At 63.3% G+C, this 4003-nt stretch carries 4 protein-coding genes and 1 pseudogene; 2 read left to right on the forward strand and 3 right to left on the reverse strand.

Annotation, left to right across the window (positions count from 1 at the left end):
- Window positions 1-208: pseudogene (locus ABYB95_RS18555) on the reverse strand (long-chain fatty acid--CoA ligase); the annotation flags it as partial.
- A 206-nt stretch (window positions 209-414) separates the two neighbouring features.
- Between ABYB95_RS18555 and msrB the strand changes: the two are divergent.
- Both msrB and cysK read left to right on the forward strand, forming a co-directional pair.
- Window positions 415-828 carry a peptide-methionine (R)-S-oxide reductase MsrB gene (gene msrB, locus ABYB95_RS18560; RefSeq protein ID WP_372660210.1) on the forward strand — a complete coding sequence of 138 codons (414 nt, stop codon included), beginning with the start codon at window positions 415-417 and terminating at the stop codon, window positions 826-828.
- Window positions 829-982: 154 nt separating this feature from the next.
- Entirely contained in the window at window positions 983-1903 is a 921-nt protein-coding gene (cysK, locus tag ABYB95_RS18565) for a cysteine synthase A (RefSeq protein WP_372660212.1), read from the forward strand.
- Window positions 1904-1995: 92 nt separating this feature from the next.
- Here cysK and ABYB95_RS18570 read toward each other — a convergent pair whose 3' ends face one another.
- On the reverse strand, window positions 1996-3501 hold the full coding sequence (locus ABYB95_RS18570) for a tripartite tricarboxylate transporter permease (protein ID WP_372660214.1): 1506 nt from the start codon (window positions 3499-3501) through the stop codon (window positions 1996-1998).
- 38 nt (window positions 3502-3539) lie between these two features.
- The coding region (locus ABYB95_RS18575; RefSeq protein ID WP_372660216.1) for a tripartite tricarboxylate transporter TctB family protein at window positions 3540-4003 on the reverse strand (464 nt) is incomplete at its 5' end.

Below are 4003 nucleotides of genomic sequence, written 5' to 3' on the forward strand. Positions count from 1 at the left end.
GCGTGGCCACGCGTTCGCCAAACCCGACCCCGGAAGCTTCTATGGCGCGGGCCACCTGGCGCGACCGCCGGGCGACCTGCCCCCAGTTGGAGCGGTGGATATCCCCCTCCACCCGCCGCGAAACAATTTCACCACTGGCGTGGTGGCGCTCGGCGTGGGTGATGAGCGATGAAATCAGCAACGGCTGCGTTTGCATTTGTCCCAGCATGGGAGTCTCCTTGTTCTGGTGCGAAAAATAGGGCGGGTATCTGGGTAGCCATCATGCCGCAGTGCAAGGTCCCATCCAAGCGCAAACCGGGCCCGTACCTCAGGGGAAACCCCGGTTGTCGTCGGGTGCATGTCGTCTCAGAGACAATGGCTGCTCCAACCGCGCGCGGCGCCGGACCCCGCCGCATTTCACGAAGGAGCACCGCTTTGACGCATCCCATAGAAAAAACCGAAGCCGAATGGCGTGCGCTGCTCGCGCAGAAGAACGCCGAAGCGCTGGCCTTTGAAGTCACGCGCCACGCCCGCACCGAACGGCCCTTCACCGGCAAGTACGAACAGGTCTGGGCCGACGGCAGCTACCACTGCGTGTGCTGCGGCAACACCTTGTTTGATTCCAAAACCAAGTTCGACGCCGGCTGTGGCTGGCCCAGCTTTTCCCAGGCCGTGCCAGGCAGCATCACCGAAGTGGTGGACAACAGCCTGGGCATGAAGCGGGTGGAAACCGTGTGCAGCCAATGCGGCGCGCACCTGGGCCATGTGTTTGAAGACGGCCCGGCCCCCACAGGGCTGCGCTACTGCATGAACTCCGCCGCACTCGACCTTCAGCCCGCCAAGCCCTGAGCGAACACCGGCCACCGAAAGCGGTCGCCAGCGGCAACGGCCATAACCGTTTGCTACAGTGGTCGCCCGGCCTAAGCGCCGCCTCTCGCGCCCGTGGCCGCACCGCACGCCCACACCCTTCGTCCATCCCCGAACGCACCAGGAGACCCGTCCCATGAAAGCCCAGAACATCCTTGAGACCGTTGGCAATACCCCGCACGTGCGCCTGCAGCGCCTGTTTTCGGGCGCCTCGCAGCAGGTGTGGATCAAATCGGAGCGCAGCAACCCCGGCGGCTCCATCAAGGACCGGATCGCCTTGTCCATGGTGGAAGACGCCGAAAAATCCGGCGCGCTGAAGGCCGGTGGCACCATCGTGGAGCCCACCTCGGGCAACACCGGCATCGGTCTGGCCATGGTGGCCGCAGTCAAGGGCTACAAGCTGGTGCTGGTCATGCCCGACAGCATGTCCATCGAACGCCGCCGCCTCATGCTGGCCTACGGCGCCTCGTTCGATCTGACGCCGCGCGAAAAAGGCATGAAAGGCGCGATTGCCCGCGCCGAAGAAATCGTCGCCAGCACGCCCGGCGCATGGATGCCCCAACAGTTCAACAACCCGGCCAACGTGGAGGTGCACGCCCGCACCACGGCGCAAGAAATCCTGGCCGACTTTCCCGACGGCGTCGACGCGCTGATCACCGGTGTCGGCACCGGTGGCCATATCACCGGTTGCGCCCGGGTGCTCAAAGCCAAATGGCCCCAGCTCAAGGTCTACGCGGTGGAACCGGTGCTTTCACCCGTGATCTCGGGCGGTGCGCCCGCACCCCACCCCATCCAGGGCATTGGCGCCGGGTTCATTCCCAACAACCTCGACACCAGCTTGCTCGACGGCACGATCCAGGTGGACGCCGAGCCTGCGCGTGAAATGGCGCGCCGTTGCGCGCGCGAAGAAGGCATTCTGGTGGGTATTTCGTCGGGCGCCACCCTGGCCGCCATTGCGCAAAAGCTGCCGGAACTGCCCGCCAACGCCGTGGTACTGGGCTTCAATTACGACACCGGCGAACGCTACCTGTCGGTAGAGGGTTTCCTGCCCGCTTGAGCGCGGGCGTTTGAAGGGGTCCTGAGACGGTGAAGCACCGCCTCAGGACCGCGCCGCCGAGACAGCGCGGCGGCACGGTAGCGCAATGTGGCTCAGTCTTGCACGATCGAGCGCAGCACCGGTTTTCTCATGGCCGAGACGATGCTCCACACCACGATCGCCAGGCCAAAAGCCAGCAACCAGGCGCTGATGGGACGCTCGACAAAGGTCATCATGTCGCCGCGCGACAGCAGCAGAGAGCGGCGCAGGTTCTCTTCCATCAGCGGGCCCAGCACAAAACCCAGCAACATCGGTGCGGCTTCGAACTTGAGCGCCGACATCAGATAACCAAAGCAGCCCACACCCGCGACCATCAAGACGTCGAAGGTGTTGTTGTTCACGCTGTAGACGCCCAGGCTGATGAAAATCAGGATCGCGGGGTAGAGCACGCGGTAGGGGATGCGCAAAATCGCCACCCAGACGCCGATCAAGGGCAGGTTGAGCACCATCAGCATCACATTGCCAATACCAAAGCTCACGATCAAGCCCCAGAACAACTCGGGTTGTTGCGTCATCAGCAAGGGACCTGGCTGGATGCCGTGGATGATCAGCGCGCCCAGCATCAGCGCCATCACGGCGTCACCGGGAATGCCCAGCGACAGCGTGGGCACGAAGGCGGTCTGGGCCGCCGCGTTGTTGGCCGCTTCGGGACCGGCAATGCCTTCAATGGCGCCTTTTCCGAACCGGCTCGGGTCCTTGGCCACCTTCTTCTCGACCGCATAGGACATGAAGGAGGCAATGGCCGCCCCGGTACCCGGCAGCGCACCGAAAAAGCTGCCCACGCCCGTGCCACGCAAGATGGGCATGATGGAATCGCGCACGTCCTGGCGTGTGGGCAACATGTTGCGCAGCGTGATTTTTTCCTTGACGTCGGACTTGCGCACCATGTTGATGCTGGCAATCACCTCGGAAATGCCGAACATGCCCATGGCCAGCGCCACCAGGTTGATGCCGTCCATCAACTCCGGCACGCCGAAATCAAAGCGGGCGACACCCGAATTCACGTCGGTGCCCACCGTGCCGAGCAGCAAGCCCAGCACCACCATGGCCATGCCCTTGGCAGGCGAGCCCGAGGCCAGGGTCGATGCCGCGATCAGACCGAGCAGCATCATGGAGAAATACTCCGCAGGCCCGAACTTCAGACCAAGCTCGGCAATGCTGGGCGAAAACAGCACCAGCATGAGGATGCCCAGCATCGAACCCACGAACGAGGCGATGGTGGTCATGAACAAGGCCACGCCCGCCCGTCCCTGTCTGGCCATCTGGTAGCCGTCGAGGCAGGTCACGGCCGACGAAGGCGTGCCGGGCAGGTTGAGCAAAATGGCGGCGGTGGAGCCACCGTATTGCGCACCGTAGTAGACCCCGGCCAGCATCACGATCGCCGAGGTGGGCGGGATGTGGTACGTGACGGGGAGCAGCAGTGAAATCGTGGCCAAGGCCCCAATACCGGGCAACACCCCGATCAGGGTGCCCAGAAAAACACCGATGAAGCAGTAAAGCAAGGTCATCGGCTGCATCGCCGATTCCAGGCCGACCATCAATCCGTTGAGGATATCCATGTGCTATTTCTCAGTTGATTCAGATAGAGGGCGTGGGCTCAGAGGCTCCAGGGCCAGACCGGCAGGACCATGCTCAAGCCCAGGATGAAGATGACGTAGGTGACGAGAGACACACCTGCGGCCACCGCGAGCCGGCCTTTCCAGCGGATGTCGTGATCGGCCAGCGAAGCCACCAGCACGGACAGGGACGTGGCCAGCAGCAAACCCAGGGGTTTGAGCGCGAAGGCGAACAACACGATGCTGAGCACCACCGTGATGAAACTCTTCCAGGCCAACTGAATGGCGGGGCCGCCACGAAAGAACGCCGGCACGGCGATGAACAAGCCCAGCACAGCGAGCAAAGTGCCCAGGGCCACCGGAAAGTAGCCAGGGCCCATGCGGTTGAGGTCGCCCATTTCGTACTGCTGGGCGTACAGGGCCGCGAATGCGCCCAGAGCAACCAGGGCCAGGCCGCCCAGGATGTCTTGGTAATGTTTGCTTTTCATGATGTTGTCTCTCTGCA

Source organism: Hydrogenophaga sp., from assembly GCF_041633695.1.
Lineage (GTDB): Bacteria > Pseudomonadota > Gammaproteobacteria > Burkholderiales > Burkholderiaceae_C > Hydrogenophaga.